Below are 13637 nucleotides of genomic sequence, written 5' to 3' on the forward strand. Positions count from 1 at the left end.
TGCCGTTACAGCGGTTTTGCGGCCCAGACGTCCAATTTGCTGTCGCGCAGGCCGCGGATCGAGGAGAGCTTTTCGCGATCCATCGCCCGCACCATGTCCCTGAGGATGCGCCCCGGCAGGGCCGGCCCGCCATAGATCAGCCCGGTATAGAGCTGGACGAGGTCCGCGCCGGCGCGGATCTTTTCCATCGCCGTTTCCACGCTGTCCACGCCGCCGACCCCGATCAGCGCGCGTTCGGGCCCGAGCAGCTTGCGCATCTTGGCAAGCGCGACGGTCGAGCGCTCGAACAGCGGCTTGCCCGAAAGCCCCCCGGTCTCACCGGCGAGGGCGCCGCTCCTGAGCGGCGGGCGCGAGATGGTGGTGTTGGAGACGATCACGCCGTCGAGGTCCTTTTGCGTCACCTCGGCGGCGATGTCCTCCAGCTCGGCTTCCACGAGGTCCGGCGCGATCTTGAGGAAGACCGGCGGCCTTGCCGCCGCGGCCTCGCGGGCGGCGATGACGCGCAAGAGCAGTTCGGCCAGTTGCTCGCGGGCCTGCATGTTGCGCAGGCCGGGCGTGTTGGGGGAAGAGATGTTGACGGTGAGATAGGAAGCGAGCGCCGCGAAGCGGACGACGCCCTTTTCATAATCGGCGCTGCGGTCGGCGCTGTCCTTGTTGGCGCCGATATTGACGCCGACTATCCCAAGCCTGCCCTTGCGGGCGACAAGCCGGCCTTCGGCGGCGTCGTGGCCCTCATTGTTGAAGCCGAGCCGGTTTATCACCGCCTCGTCCCGCGTCAGCCGGAAGATGCGCGGCTTCGGATTGCCGGACTGCGGCAGCGGCGTCACCGTGCCGACCTCGGCGAAGCCGAAGCCGAGCCCCAGCAGCGCGTCCGGCACCTCCGCGTTCTTGTCGTAGCCGGCGGCCATGCCGAGCGGGTTGGGGAAGTCCAGTCCGCAGATCGAGACCTTCAGCCGCGAATCGCGCGGTGCGCGGCCCGCGACGGGCAGGCCGCAGCGCAGCGCCGAGATCGACAAGCCATGCGCGGTTTCGGGGTCGAAGGAAAACAGGAACTGCCGGCCCAGCCGGTCGATGAGGCTCATGGCCGCTCCAGCGGCGGGAAGTGGTGCCTGCCGTCGGCGCCTATCGGCAGGGGTCGCACCCAAACGACGGCGGCGAGGTCGAGCGGCCCGTAAAGATGCGGGAACAGCGCGCCGCCGCGCGACGGCTCGTATTTCAGGCCGTCGCCAAGCCGGGTCTCGTCTATGGCCACCAGAACGAGGCCGTCTTGCCCGGCGAAATGCCTGGCGGCGGTTTCGGCCAGCTGCTCCGCCGTCGAGAAATGGATGAAGCCGTCGGCGAGGTCGACAGGCGCGCCGGCGAAGGTTCCCGCGCGCTCCGCGTCCCGCCACAACGGCTCCGGCGCGATCTTGTAGATCAATCGTGACATGGCTGCGCTATAATCCGAATGACGGGACCGGGGAAGGGCACGCCGTCCCCATTTCCGGCATAAATCGTCGTCATGGTGGCGATATTCGCGAAGGAGGCCGAGATGCGCCCGAAACTCATGTTGCTTTCCACCATGGCGGCCCTGTTCGCCGTGCCGATGCTGGCGGTTCCCGGGCAGGCCGAGGATCAACAGCGCTACCGGCTGGAGAAGACCGATGACGGCTATGTGCGCATGGACACGCAGACGGGCGCCATGTCGCTGTGCCAGGAAAAGTCCGGCCAACTGGTCTGCCGTGTCGCCGCTGACGAGCGCGGTGCTTTTCAGGACGAGATAGACCGGTTGCAGGGCTCGATCAAAGCGCTGGACGCGCGCGTCGCCAAACTGGAGAATTCCCTCTCGGCGCGGCTTGAGTCCAGCCTGCCGAGCGAGGAAGATTTCAACAAGACCATGAGCTACATGGAGCGTTTCATGCGTCGCTTCATGGACATGGCGAGGGACTTCAACAAGGAAGACAACGCCACCCCGAACAAGGCGGTGCCGGACAGGACATAGCTTCACGGGCCTGGTTTCGTCGCGATTGTATCCCGAATCCGGCTTCGTTTCGCTTGTTACACGCCCATTGCCGCTTGAAAACGCCGTCCGTGGCCGCATAATCCCGCTGCCGTGCGCCGGGATCGGCGGGCGGGCCTTCGCGAACGTGCGGAGCAGGGGCATTGGGGAGGAATAACTTGCCGGCAGGCCACAGCTTCGTCATCGCCGACGACCATCCCTTGTTTCGCGGCGCCTTGAAGGAGGCCCTGTCCGGTCTCGGCGATGTAGCCGTCATCCATGAGGCGGGCGATTTCGAAAGCGCCAAGGCGCTGGTGCAGGCAAACGAGGACATCGACCTGGTGCTGCTCGATCTGTCCATGCCGGGCGCCAGCGGCCTTTCCGGCCTGATTTCGCTGCGCGGCATCCATCCCACCGTGCCGATGGTGATCGTGTCGGCGCATGACGATCCCGTCACCATCCGCCGCGCGCTCGACCTCGGCGCCTCGGGCTTCATCTCCAAATCCGCCAGCATGGACGACATCCGCGCCGCGGTGCGCGCGGTGCTGGCAGGCGATATCGCAGCGCCCGTCGGCATGGACCTGGGCGTGGAACGCGACCCGGAGGTCTCCGACCTGATCCGCCGCCTACAGACCCTGACGCCGCAGCAGACGCGCGTGCTCGGCATGCTGGCCGAAGGGCTGCTCAACAAGCAGATCGCCTACGAGTTGGGCGTCTCGGAAGCCACCATCAAGGCGCATGTCTCGGCCATCCTGCAGAAGCTCGGCGTCGACAGCCGCACCCAGGCGGTCATCCAGTTGGGCAAGATCGGCGGCGACCCGCTGCAGGCGGCTGGCTGAGCGATCTATTCGGCCGCAGCCGACGCCAGCGGCTTCAGCCGCGCCAGAATGGAACGCAACGCGGCCGGCTTCACCGGCTTGTTGAGCAGCGGCACGTCGAGCCCCGCGGCTGCCATGCGCACTTCCGCGGAACGATCCGCCGTGATCAGGATCGCCGGCAGGTCCTCGCCATGCACGGCCCGCAACATGGCCACGGCGTCGAGTCCGGTGGCGCCGTCGAGGTGGTAATCGGCCAGCACGATGTCGGGACGTCGCCCGGATCCCGCATGCGCCTCCACGTCGGCCAGGCCCGTATAGGTGGCCACGGTGCAGCCCCAGCCCTCCAGCAACAGCCGCATGCCGTCCAGGATGCGTGCGTCGTTGTCGATGCAGGCCACCTCCAGTCCCGCAAGTGTCGCCGATGCCTTCAAGGGTGCGCGCGCGACGGGTTCCCCGACCGGCGCCTGGGCCGGCGCTATCGGCAGCAGCACGGAAAAGCGCGTGCCCTTGGCCGTTTCGGAAAAGATGCGGATTTCCAGCCGCAGCACCCGCGCGATCCTGTCCACGATCGAGAGCCCGAGCCCGAGGCCCTGCGCCTCGCGCGCGCCCTCGTCGAGCCGCGTGAATTCGCGGAACACGGTGTTCAGCTTGTCCGGCGGGATGCCGATGCCGGTATCGATCACCTGCAGTTCGACCAGTTCGCCGCGCCTGCGCACGCCGACGAGGACACGGCCCTGCCTCGTATATTTGATGGCGTTGGAGACGAGGTTCTGGACCACCCGCCGCAGCAGGTTGCGGTCGGTCTCGGTCCAGATGGAAGATGGCACGATCCTCAGATCCAGTTTCTTGGCCACCGCCATGGGCTGGAAGTCGGTGCCGATCTGGCGCAGCAGCCCGTCGAGCCGGAACGAGCTTTCCTCCGGCTTCAGGGCGCCGGCGTCGAGGCGGGAGATGTCGAGCACCGCCCCCAGGATCGTCTCCACCGATTCCAGCGAGGATTCGATGTTCGCCGCCGCCTCGCCGGCCGCGCCCTTGCCGGCCTTCTCGATCAGCGAGGCGCAATAGAGCCGCGCCGCGTTGAGCGGTTGCAGGATGTCGTGGCCGGCGGCGGCGAGAAAGCGTGTCTTGGACAGGTTCGCTTCCTCGGCCAGCATCTGCGCCTGCGCCAGTTCCTCGTTGACGCGGGTGAGTTCGGCGGTGCGGCTGTGCACGCGCTGCTCCAGCGATTCGTTGGCGCGCTTGAGCGCGAGGTCGGCGGCGACCTCGGCGGAGATGTCGGCATAGGTGGCCACGACGCCGCCATCCGGCATCGGTGCGGAGCGCAGTTCCAGCGTGCGTCCGCTGGTCTTCAGCTCGACCTGCCATGGCCCGTCGAAGCTGGTCAGCCGGTTGAGCATCGCCACCTGGCTTTCGGGCGCGATGTCGCCGCGTTCGGCGAGATGGCGCAAGATGCGGTCCAGCGAAACGCCGACCTGCCCCATCTCGTCCGGCAGCGAGAACAGCGCCCTGTACTGGCGGTTCCAGCAGATCAGCCGGAAGTCCTTGTCGAAGACGGTGATGCCCTGCTCCATCTGGTCCAGCGCGATCTGCAGCAGGTCGCGATTGTGCTGCAGCGCTTCGGTGGCGTCGTCGAGCAGGCGGAACGCGTCCTTCGAGCCGCGGTCGTTGCGGCGGAACAGCAGCGACAGGATGAGCCGGGCGGAGGACGAGCCGACGGCGCTGGCCAGAAGCTGTTCCGAGAAGCGGATGACCTCCATGGAGGCCTGCTCATGGCCGTGGAGCGTGGTGCCGCTGGTGGTCTCGAAGGACTGGAACGAGCGTTCGGTTCGCTCCACGCCGAGATAGCGCGAGATCGTGTCCTTCAGGTCGTTCACCGTGGTGGAGGTGCGGAAGCGGCGCAGGCTGGGCATCGGGTTCGCCTCGCGCGGCACGAAGATCGACGCCTGAATGCGCTCCAGCGGCGCGGAGGCGCGCGACAGCGAGCCCAGCACGAAGAACAGGAGGTTCAGCGAAAGGCTCCACATCACGCCGTGGTTCAGCGGCTCGGCCGCCGTGCCGAACAATTGCTGGGGCCTCAGCGCCTCCAGCCCGAACAGCCCATGGGCGACGACGGAGTTGCTCGCATCGACCAGCGAGGGAAACAGCAGCGTGTAGGCCCACATCAGAATGCCGGCCGTCATGCCAAGCGCTGCGCCCCTGCCGTTGGCGCCGCGCCAGATCAGTCCGCCGATCAGCGCCGGCGCGAACTGGGCGATGGCGGCGAAGGACATCAGGCCGATGGAGGAGAGGCGGGCGCTGTCGGTGCTGGCGCGATAGTAGAGGAAGGCCACGAACAGGATGATGAAGATCGCCGCCCGCCGCACGTTGAGGATCAGCGTCGACCAGTTCTCGTTCTCGGAATTGGCCGTACGCACCAGCCGGCGTACGAAAAGCGGGATGACAAGGTCGTTGGAGATCATGATCGACAGCGCCACGCTTTCCACGATCACCATCGCCGTGGCGGCGGAGAAGCCGCCGACGAAGGCGACGATCGCGAGCCCGTCATGATCGGTGAAAAGCGGCAGCGAAAGCACGTAGAGGTCGCTGCTGGTGCGCCCGCCGACCATAGTGAGCCCGGCAAGCGCGATCGGCAGCACGAAGAGGTTGATGGCGACCAGATAGATCGGGAACACCCAGGTCGCGGTGCGCAGTTCCACTTCGCTGCGGTTCTCCACGATTGTGACGTAGAATTGCCGGGGCAGCATCAGGATGGCGAAGCCGCTGAGCCCCGTCAGAACCAGCCACGTGCCGAGCGAGGTGCCGTAGCCCATCGAGGCGCGCACCTGCCCGCTGGCTGCGAGCGTGCGCAGCATTTCCCCCGGGCTGTCGAAGATGATGAACGTCACCATCAGTCCGATGGCGAGGAAGGCCGCGAGCTTGACCACCGATTCCACCGACACGGCCAGGACCAGCCCGTCCTGGTGCTCGGTGGCGTCGGCATGCCGGGTGCCGAACAGCACGGAAAACAATGCCAGCAGCATGGCGACGATGAGCGAGATGTCGCTGACGAACGGATCGAAGGAGGGCGGCGCGCCCGTATAATGCTCGACCATCAGGCTGACGGAACCGGAGATCGACTTGAGTTGCAGCGCCATATACGGCACCGCGCCTATAGTGGCGATCAGCGTGGCGATTGCCGCCACGGTGAAGCTCTTGCCGTAGCGCGCGCCGAGGAAGTCGGCCACCGAGGTAATCTTCTCGGTCTTGGCCAGCCGCACGATGCGGTTGAGCAGCGGGAAACCGAACAGGAACACCAGCACCGGGCCGATATAGATGCCGAGGAACTCGAGCCCGCGCTCGGATGCCAGGCCGACCGAGCCGAAGAAGGTCCACGAGGTGCAGTAGATCGCCAGGCTGAGCGCGAAGATGAAGGGTCGCGGCCGACCCGGTCCGTGGCCGCTGGAAAGCCGGTCGCCCAGGCTCGCCACCACGAACAGGAACGTCACATAGGCGAGCGCCACGATGACGATGAACCAGCCCTGCAAGCCTCGCGTTCCTCCCTTGTCGCCGCCGCGACCGGCTGCCGGTGGCCGGCGGCTGTCGCGAAGGCAATCACAGCTTGGCCCCGTCGTCCATCGCGACGTTCGCAGCACGGGAGCGGCCGCCGGACCGTCATGACATGGTTGTGGCGGCGTGGTCGCGGCGGGCCGGCAAAAGCGGGCGCGCCGCCGTTTGCCCGTTCTGCAACCAAAGGTTTCTGCTAATGTGGACACCCGCGGCCGAATCGCGCGCGGGCGGGCGGGTGCTGCCGCCTGTCGTCACAAGGAGGATCGGATGCTCAAGGAATTCCAGGAGTTCATATCCAAAGGCAATGTCATGGATTTGGCGGTCGGTGTCATCATCGGCGCCGCCTTCAGCAAGATCGTCGACTCGCTCGTCAACGACATCATCATGCCGATCGTGGGGGCGATCTTCGGCGGATTGGATTTCAATAACTACTTCTTCGGCCTGTCTTCTACGGTTACTTCGCCCGTTCTGGCTGACGCCAAGAAGCAGGGTGCCGTCTTCGCCTATGGCAGCTTCATCACCGTCGTCCTGAACTTCATTATATTGGCTTTCATCATCTTTCTCATGGTCAAGATGGTGAACAACCTGCGCCGCCGCGTCGAAAGGCAGAAGCCCGAGGCTGCCCCTGCGCCTCCGCCGGCCGATGTCGCTTTGCTCACCGAAATCCGGGACCTTCTGGCGGCCAGAAAATAATCCCTTGTCCGTCTGGACCAAAACCCCGGTCCGCGGCGGCCGGGGTTTTTTATGTCCGGCCGGTGTAAAAGGCTGTGACACGATTTCGGGGACAGGCGCAGCATGACCATCATAGAAACTCTTCGCGCGGAGGCGCTGGCGGCACCCGAGAGCGGCATCGTCGCCGTGATAAACCACGGCCGCGGACGCGAGGGGCTGATCCCGCTGTGGGCGGGCGAGGGCGACCTGCCGACGCCGCCCTTCATCGCCGATGCGGCCGCCCGCGCGCTGGTGGCGGGCGAAACCTTCTACACCTGGCAGAAGGGCATCGCGGAACTGCGGCAGGCTCTGGCCCGCTATTATGAGCGCCATTTCGGCCGGCGCTTCGGGCCGGAGGAATTCATCGTCACCGGCTCGGGCATGCATGCCATCCAGCTTGCCATCGACGCCGTTGCCGGCAAGGGCGACGAAGTCATCTATCTTTCGCCGGCTTGGCCGAACCTGGCGGCGGCCGCCGGCGTGGCCGGCGCGAAGCCGGTTGCCGTGCCGCTCGACTATTCCGACAATGGCTGGTCCTGCGACGTCGACAGGATCGAGGCCGCCATAACCCCAGCGACGCGGGCCGTCTTCGTCAACAGCCCGTCCAACCCGACCGGCTGGACCGCCGACAGGGAGACGCTGGCCGCCATCCTCGACCTCGCGCGCCGCAAGGGGCTGTGGATCATCGCCGACGAGATCTATTCGCTTTTCTACTATGAGGGCGGCCGTGCGCCGTCCTTCCTCGACATCGCGGAAGCGGAAGACCGCATCCTCTACGTCAACAGTTTCTCCAAGAACTGGGCGATGACCGGTTGGCGCATCGGCTGGCTGAAGGCGCATCCTGCGCTGCAGCAGGTGTTCGAGAATCTGATCCAGTATTCGACCTCCGGCGTTGCGCAATTCATGCAACGTGGTGCGGTCGTGGCGCTGGAAGACGGCGATGCCTTCATCGCCGAGCAGGTGGCGCGGGCAAGGCAGGCGAGGGACCTTGCCTGCGGCTTGCTCGGCCGCACCGGCAGGGCGCGCTTTGCCGTGCCGCAGGGCGCCTTTTATCTGTTCTTCTCCATCGACGGCATCGAGAATTCTCGCCAGGCGGCGTTCGACATCGTCGACCGCGCTAATGTCGGCCTGGCGCCGGGCTCGGCCTTCGGTGAAGGATGGGACAGGTTCTTCAGGCTGTGCTTCCACCGCCGTCTGGACCAGGTCGAGGACGCGGTCAAGCGGCTGGCCCGCTGGATCGGGACGGCCTGAAAACGATTAGAGCTTGAGACTGGTGCCGAAGCGGCTTCAGCCGCCCGATTTCGGCACCAGCAACGGCACGATGCGGTCGCTCGTGGCCATCGCCGGGCGATCGACGGTGTTGAAGGGAATGCCCAGCGCGTTCCAGGTCTCGACCAGCGCCTCGCGCAATTCGGCGATCAGTTCGTCGGAATGGAACGGCGTCGGCGTGATGCGCAGACGCTCGGTACCGCGCGGCACTGTCGGATAGTTGATCGGCTGGATGTAGAGGCCGTGCACGCCGAGCAGGCGGTCCGACGCCATCTTGCAAAGCTCGGGATCGCCCACCAGCACCGGCACGATATGCGTCGCCGATTCCATGACCGGAAGGCCGGCATCGGCGAGGATGCGCTTCGTCTCGGCGGCCTGGCGCTGCTGTGCGTCGCGCTCGGCCTGGGAGGTCTTGAGGTGGCGGATGGAGGCGGTCGCGGCAGCGGCGATGGCCGGCGGCAGCGCCGTGGTGAAGATGAAGCCCGGCGCATAGGAGCGCACCGCGTCGATGACCGCGGCGGTGCCGGTGATGTAGCCGCCGAGCGTGCCGAAGGCCTTGGCGAGCGTTCCCTCGATGACGTCGATGCGGTGCGCGAGACCCTCGCGCTCGGTGATGCCACCGCCGCGTTCGCCATACATGCCCACGGCATGGACCTCGTCGATATAGGTCATGGCGTTATACTTTTCGGCGAGATCGGCGATCGCCTCGATCGGCGCGATATCGCCGTCCATCGAATAGACGCTCTCGAACACGATCAGCTTGGCGCGCTCGCGCCCGGCCGCCTGCAGCAGGCTTTCCAGATGCGCCACGTCGTTGTGGCGGAAGATCTTCTTCTCGACCCCGGAACGGCGAACGCCCTCGATCATCGAGGCGTGGTTCAGCTCGTCCGACAGGATGAGGCAGTTGGGCAGAAGCCGCGCGATGGTCGAGATCGCGGCCTCGTTGGAGATGAAGCCGGAGGTGAAGACGAGGCCGGCCTCCTTGCCGTGGAGATCGGCAAGCTCGGCTTCCAGTTCCACCAGCGGATGGTTGTTGCCGGAAATGTTACGCGTGCCGCCGGCGCCGGTGCCCATGCCGCCCGCCGCCTGCCGCATGGCTTCGACGACGTCGGGGTGCTGGCCCATGCCGAGATAGTCGTTGGAGCACCAGACGGTGATTTCCTGAGCGCGGCCGTTGGCGCGCCAGATGGCGCGGGGAAATTTGCCGGCAATGCGCTCGAGATCAGCGAAAACCCTGTAGCGTCGCTCCGCGTGGAGCTGATCGATCGCTTCCTCGAAGAACCGCCGGTAATTCATGCTGTCGTCCCAAGTTTCGCGCGGGATCATAATCATTGGCCTTGCTGTCGTCCATCGGGCCCGAGCGGTCAAAATGCCACGCCCGGAACGCCGGTCACCGAACCCGAACGGCAGGTGCGGCGCTTTGATGTGGATCAACCATGTTTCGGGATGATGCTTCGTGCGGGCAATGCACGTTACTTTTCAGCGGGTCCCAAGATTTCATTGGTTCGCGTCGGTCATTGCATCCTAAGAGTTTTTGGGCAGGTTGGGCACACGCGGTGCGATTGAGACAGTTTTCCGTAAAACAAGAGGATTGATGATGGCGGTTCTGGTCACGGGAGGAGCCGGCTATATCGGCAGCCATATGGTTTGGGAATTGCTGGACGCGGGCGAGAAAGTGGTCGTGCTCGACCGTCTGTCCACCGGCTTCGACTGGGCGGTCGCGCCGGAAGCGGAACTGGTCGTGGGCGATGTCGGCGACCGCGATCTCGTGACGCGACTGATCCGCGACCATGGCGTCGATGCCGTCATCCATTTCGCCGGCTCCATCGTCGTGCCGGAATCGGTGGCAGACCCGCTCGCCTATTACGAAAACAACACCTGCAAGACGCGCACGCTGATCGAGACGGCGGTGCGTGCCGGCGTGCCCAATTTCATCTTTTCTTCGACCGCCGCCGTCTATGGCGGCGCGGGGCTGGAGCCGGTGCGCGAGGACGCGCGCCTTGCGCCCGAATCGCCCTACGGCCTCTCCAAGCTAATGAGCGAGTGGATGCTGCGCGACGCCGCGGCCGCCTATGGCCTGCGCTACACGGCGCTGCGCTACTTCAACGTCGCCGGCGCCGACCCGAAGGGGCGCACGGGCCAGTCCACCCCGGGCGCCACCCATCTCATCAAGGTCGCCAGCGAAACCGCGCTCGGCAAGCGGCCCTTCATGCAGGTTTACGGCACCGACTATGCGACGCCGGACGGCACCTGCATCCGCGACTACATCCATGTCGGCGACCTGGTCGCCGCACATCGGCTGGCGCTGGAGCGGCTGCGCGCCGGCGGCGGCAACCTGGTCGCCAATTGCGGCTACGGCCACGGCTATTCGGTGCTGGAAGTGATCGAAGCGGTACGCCGCGTCTTCGGCCACGACCTGGACGTGCGCATGGGCGAGCGGCGGGCCGGCGATGCGGCGGCGGTGGTTGCGAATTCCGATCTCGCCCGCGCCGAGTTCGGCTGGAAGCCGCAGCGCGACGATCTCGACCTCATCGTCACCCACGCTCTCGAATGGGAGCGCATCCTTGCCACAAAGAACTCGTCGCGCGGCTGATCGCGCCCTATAAGCGCATCTTCGATATCTGGGTTGGCATTCGGGGGCGGGGGAAGTCCATGAAAGTTGCGGTCCTGGGCGCAGGCGTGGTCGGCACCGCCGCCGCCTATTATCTGGCGCGCGACGGCCACGAGGTCACCGTCCTCGAGCGCCACGAGACGGTGGCGCGCGGCACCAGCTACTGCAACGCCGGGCTCGTGTCGCCGGGCGACGCCACCGCCTGGGCTTCGCCGGCGGCGCTCAAGACCTTCGTGCGCGGCATCTTCCGCGACGATCTCGGCATCAAGGTGCGCCTGCGCGCAGACCCGTTTTTCTATCTGTGGAGCCTGCGCTTCCTGCGCCAGTGCACGACCGCGCGGCTGCGCGCCAACACGCTGGTGAAGCTGCGCATGGCGCTCTATTCGCGCGACTGCATCAATGCGCTCGCCGAGGAAACCGGCATCGCCTACGACCAGCGCAAGAAGGGCATCTTCTATTTCTGGCGCTCGGAGCAGAGTTTCGAGCATGGCGCCAGGACATACGGCTTCCTCGGCGAGCACGGGCTGCCCATCGAGGTGATCGACCGCAACCGCATCGCCGAGATCGAGCCGGGGCTCGCGCAGGCGAAGGACAGGATCGCGGGCGGCATCTATTCGCCCATCGACCAGACCGGCGATTCGCGCCAGCTCGCGGAAAAGCTCGCCGCCTACGCGGCCGACAGGCTCGGCGTCGATTTCCGGTTCGGCACGACCGTCGAGGGGCTGGATATCGAAGGCGACACGGTGCGGGCGGTGCGCACCTCGGCAGGGCCGGTCCTGGCCGATGCGATCGTGCTCTCCATGGGACCCGAAAGCGGGCTGCTGGGGCGCCGCTACGGCATCGACCTGCCGGTCTATCCGGTGAAGGGCTATGCCGCGACGATCCCGCTGGAAGACGAGGCGAGGGGCCCGACGATGGGCGGCGCCGACGAGGACCGCCTCATCGGCTATTCCCGGCTGGGCAACCGTCTGCGCGTGTCTTCGACAGCCGAATTCACCGGCTTCGACCGCACCCATGCGCCCCGCAACTTCGCCGCCATGTTCAGGACGGCGCATGAATTGTTCCCCGGCGCTTTCGACGAGAAGAAGGCGGAGCTCTGGGCCGGTCTTAGGCCGATGATGCCGAGTTCGGTGCCGGTGTTCGGCCGCGCCAGATACAGGAACCTCTATCTCGATACCGGCCACGGCCATCTCGGCTGGACCATGGCCTGCGGCTCGGGAAAATTCGTCGCCGACCTCGTCGCCGGCCGCAAGCCGGAGATCGATCCGCAGGGGCTGCTCTATCGCAACTGAACCCGGCGCAGCGGCTCAGGAGCTTACGGCAAGCAGAGCTTCCACCTCGGCAAGGTTCGGCATCGATGGGGCCGTTCCCGGCCGCGTCACCGAGATGCCGGCCACGGCACAGGCGAAACGGGCTGCTTGCAGCGCATCCTCTCCGCGCGCCAGTGCTACCGCAAAGCCGCCGTTGAACGCGTCCCCCGCCCCGGTCGTCTCCACCACCGGTCCGGCGTTGAAGGCCGGAACATGTTCTGAACGGCCGCCGCCATGCACCAGCGCGCCTTTCTCGCCCAGCGTCACGATGGCCGTGCCGATGCCCTTCGCCAGCAGAATGTCGGCGGCGCGGCGTGCATCGTCCAGGCTGCGCACCTCGACGCCGGTGAGTTCGGAAGCTTCCGTCTCGTTCGGCGTGGCGTAGTCACAGAGCGCGAACATGTGATCCGGCAATGCCGCGGCGGGAGCCGGATTGAGGATCGTGGCGACGCCCGCTCGGCGCGCGATGTCCAGTGCGCGGATGGCCGCGTCAACCGGCTGCTCCAATTGCGTGACGAAGACGCCGGCGGAGCGGATCAGGTCGGCATGTGCGTCGATGTCGGCTGTGGAGATCAGCGAGGCGGCGCCCGGCGAGACGATGATGGCGTTATTGCCCGTCGTCTCCTCCACGAAGATGTAGGCCGCGCCGGTATAGCTGTCCGGCGTCGGGATCGCCGCATCCTTCACGCCGGCCTCGCGCCATGCCTGTCTCGCCATGTCGGCGAAGGGATCGACGCCCAAACGGGTCAGGAACGTCACGTCCGCGCCCAGCCGTCCTGCGGCGACGGCCTGGTTGGAGCCCTTGCCGCCCGGGCCGAGCTTGAAGGAGGAGCCGAGGATGGTTTCGCCCATGCGGGGCTGGCGCAAGGCGCGGTAAGCGGTGTCGGCCACGAACACGCCGAGGATGATGATTGGCTTGCCGGCGGACATCGCGCTATTCCGCTTCCGGGGGGATGACCCCCTTGCGGAAGGCGAAGCAGCCGTAGAAGCGGCGCTCGCCGGTCTGGATCACGCAATAGGCCTTCTTCGCACGCTCGTAGAAGGCATAGCGCTCCACCGGCACCATCGGCAGCGAGCGGCCTTCGGCGGCGTCGATCTTCTTCTGCACCTCCTGCTGCACAGGCGGGATATCGTTCGGCGCGCTGACGATCTCCATGCGCGCGGCCGCGTCGTCCACGAAAGTGTCGAGCGGGTAGAGCGACAGCACCGCCTCGACCACGGCGGGCGCCGGGGCGTCGATGCGCAACAGCTTGCCGAGCGCGGTCTGCCGGGCGACGGAATCGGACGGGAAATTCGTATCCGCTATGATCAGGTCGTCCCCGTGCCCCATCGCCCGCAGCGCATGCAGCACCTCGGCATTGAGCAGCGGGTTTATTCCCTTGAGCATGGATGTT

The 13637-nt window shown here is 66.2% G+C and carries 12 protein-coding genes; 6 read left to right on the plus strand and 6 right to left on the minus strand.

Annotation, left to right across the window (positions count from 1 at the left end):
- Positions 1–5 precede the first annotated feature (5 nt).
- Entirely contained in the window at positions 6–1082 is a 1077-nt protein-coding gene (locus QU595_RS01935) for a quinone-dependent dihydroorotate dehydrogenase (RefSeq protein ID WP_315918591.1), read from the minus strand.
- Positions 1079–1429, minus strand: coding sequence for a DUF952 domain-containing protein (locus QU595_RS01940; RefSeq protein ID WP_315918592.1), 351 nt, complete (start codon positions 1427–1429; stop codon positions 1079–1081). Before QU595_RS01940 ends, QU595_RS01935 begins: the two co-directional genes overlap by 4 nt.
- Positions 1430–1561: 132 nt before the next feature.
- Between QU595_RS01940 and QU595_RS01945 the strand changes: the two genes are divergently transcribed.
- The gene (locus tag QU595_RS01945) at positions 1562–1981 is read left to right on the plus strand and encodes a hypothetical protein (protein ID WP_410000490.1); all 420 of its coding nucleotides are present in this window, start codon (positions 1562–1564) and stop codon (positions 1979–1981) included.
- Positions 1982–2157: 176 nt separating this feature from the next.
- Complete coding sequence (locus QU595_RS01950; protein WP_315918594.1) at positions 2158–2817, plus strand: response regulator transcription factor; 660 nt, start codon at positions 2158–2160, stop codon at positions 2815–2817.
- 5 nt (positions 2818–2822) lie between these two features.
- On the opposite strand, the gene QU595_RS01955 is transcribed toward QU595_RS01950, so the two are convergent.
- Positions 2823–6320 carry a NahK/ErcS family hybrid sensor histidine kinase/response regulator gene (locus tag QU595_RS01955; RefSeq protein ID WP_315918595.1) on the minus strand — a complete coding sequence of 1166 codons (3498 nt, stop codon included), beginning with the start codon at positions 6318–6320 and terminating at the stop codon, positions 2823–2825.
- Positions 6321–6609: 289 nt separating this feature from the next.
- Between QU595_RS01955 and mscL the strand changes: the two genes are divergently transcribed.
- Together mscL and QU595_RS01965 are read left to right on the plus strand one after the other, a co-directional pair.
- Positions 6610–7035, plus strand: coding sequence for a large conductance mechanosensitive channel protein MscL (gene mscL / locus QU595_RS01960; RefSeq protein ID WP_315920652.1), 426 nt, complete (start codon positions 6610–6612; stop codon positions 7033–7035).
- Between the two features lie 102 nt (positions 7036–7137).
- Positions 7138–8304, plus strand: a complete 1167-nt coding sequence (locus QU595_RS01965; protein ID WP_315918596.1) for a pyridoxal phosphate-dependent aminotransferase — start codon at positions 7138–7140, stop codon at positions 8302–8304.
- A gap of 36 nt (positions 8305–8340) precedes the next feature.
- On the opposite strand, the gene hemA is transcribed toward QU595_RS01965, so the two are convergent.
- Positions 8341–9618, minus strand: coding sequence for a 5-aminolevulinate synthase (hemA, locus tag QU595_RS01970; RefSeq protein WP_315918597.1), 1278 nt, complete (start codon positions 9616–9618; stop codon positions 8341–8343).
- A gap of 301 nt (positions 9619–9919) precedes the next feature.
- Here hemA and galE point away from each other — a divergent pair, with 301 nt between their 5' ends.
- Together galE and QU595_RS01980 are read left to right on the plus strand one after the other, a co-directional pair.
- Positions 9920–10915 (plus strand): UDP-glucose 4-epimerase GalE, encoded by a 996-nt coding sequence (gene galE, locus QU595_RS01975; protein ID WP_315918598.1) that lies wholly within the window; start codon positions 9920–9922, stop codon positions 10913–10915.
- Positions 10916–10974: 59 nt separating this feature from the next.
- Positions 10975–12225, plus strand: a complete 1251-nt coding sequence (locus QU595_RS01980) for a D-amino acid dehydrogenase (RefSeq protein ID WP_315918599.1) — start codon at positions 10975–10977, stop codon at positions 12223–12225.
- A 15-nt stretch (positions 12226–12240) separates the two neighbouring features.
- On the opposite strand, the gene rbsK is transcribed toward QU595_RS01980, so the two are convergent.
- Positions 12241–13173 (minus strand): ribokinase, encoded by a 933-nt coding sequence (rbsK, locus tag QU595_RS01985; RefSeq protein WP_315918600.1) that lies wholly within the window; start codon positions 13171–13173, stop codon positions 12241–12243.
- Between the two features lie 4 nt (positions 13174–13177).
- Positions 13178–13630: an RbsD/FucU family protein gene (locus QU595_RS01990; protein ID WP_315918601.1), complete on the minus strand. Its 453-nt coding sequence runs from the start codon at positions 13628–13630 to the stop codon at positions 13178–13180.
- Positions 13631–13637 lie beyond the last annotated feature (7 nt).

This window comes from Mesorhizobium sp. SP-1A (assembly GCF_032460275.1).
Classification (GTDB): domain Bacteria; phylum Pseudomonadota; class Alphaproteobacteria; order Rhizobiales; family Rhizobiaceae; genus Mesorhizobium.

Bases quoted from the DNA above. Each gene is read 5' to 3' on its own strand.
- QU595_RS01980 (WP_315918599.1), top strand. From the start codon at position 10,975: ATGAAAGTTGCGGTCCTGGGCGCAGGCGTGGTCGGCACCGCCGCCGCC.
- QU595_RS01935 (WP_315918591.1), bottom strand. From the start codon at position 1,082: ATGAGCCTCATCGACCGGCTGGGCCGGCAGTTCCTGTTTTCCTTCGAC.
- QU595_RS01945 (WP_410000490.1), top strand. From the start codon at position 1,562: ATGGCGGCCCTGTTCGCCGTGCCGATGCTGGCGGTTCCCGGGCAGGCC.
- hemA (WP_315918597.1), bottom strand. From the start codon at position 9,618: ATGAATTACCGGCGGTTCTTCGAGGAAGCGATCGATCAGCTCCACGCG.
- QU595_RS01990 (WP_315918601.1), bottom strand. From the start codon at position 13,630: ATGCTCAAGGGAATAAACCCGCTGCTCAATGCCGAGGTGCTGCATGCG.
- galE (WP_315918598.1), top strand. From the start codon at position 9,920: ATGGCGGTTCTGGTCACGGGAGGAGCCGGCTATATCGGCAGCCATATG.
- rbsK (WP_315918600.1), bottom strand. From the start codon at position 13,173: ATGTCCGCCGGCAAGCCAATCATCATCCTCGGCGTGTTCGTGGCCGAC.
- QU595_RS01940 (WP_315918592.1), bottom strand. From the start codon at position 1,429: ATGTCACGATTGATCTACAAGATCGCGCCGGAGCCGTTGTGGCGGGAC.
- QU595_RS01965 (WP_315918596.1), top strand. From the start codon at position 7,138: ATGACCATCATAGAAACTCTTCGCGCGGAGGCGCTGGCGGCACCCGAG.
- mscL (WP_315920652.1), top strand. From the start codon at position 6,610: ATGCTCAAGGAATTCCAGGAGTTCATATCCAAAGGCAATGTCATGGAT.